The organism is Paenibacillus sp. USHLN196 (genome assembly GCF_037144955.1).
GTDB lineage: Bacteria > Bacillota > Bacilli > Paenibacillales > Paenibacillaceae > Paenibacillus > Paenibacillus xylanexedens_C.
On sequence record NZ_JBBCYH010000084.1, the window covers coordinates 1 to 220 of the forward strand.

1 rRNA gene is annotated in these 220 nt (G+C 52.3%); it reads left to right on the top strand.

The window, feature by feature from the left end:
• Window positions 1-220, top strand: a 16S ribosomal RNA gene (locus tag WFI24_RS34665); the annotation flags it as partial.

A 220-nucleotide genomic window follows, 5' to 3' on the forward strand; every position in this document is an offset into this window, starting at 1 on the left:
GCAAGACTGAAACTCAAAGGAATTGACGGGGACCCGCACAAGCAGTGGAGTATGTGGTTTAATTCGAAGCAACGCGAAGAACCTTACCAGGTCTTGACATCCCTCTGACCGGTACAGAGATGTACCTTTCCTTCGGGACAGAGGAGACAGGTGGTGCATGGTTGTCGTCAGCTCGTGTCGTGAGATGTTGGGTTAAGTCCCGCAACGAGCGCAACCCTTA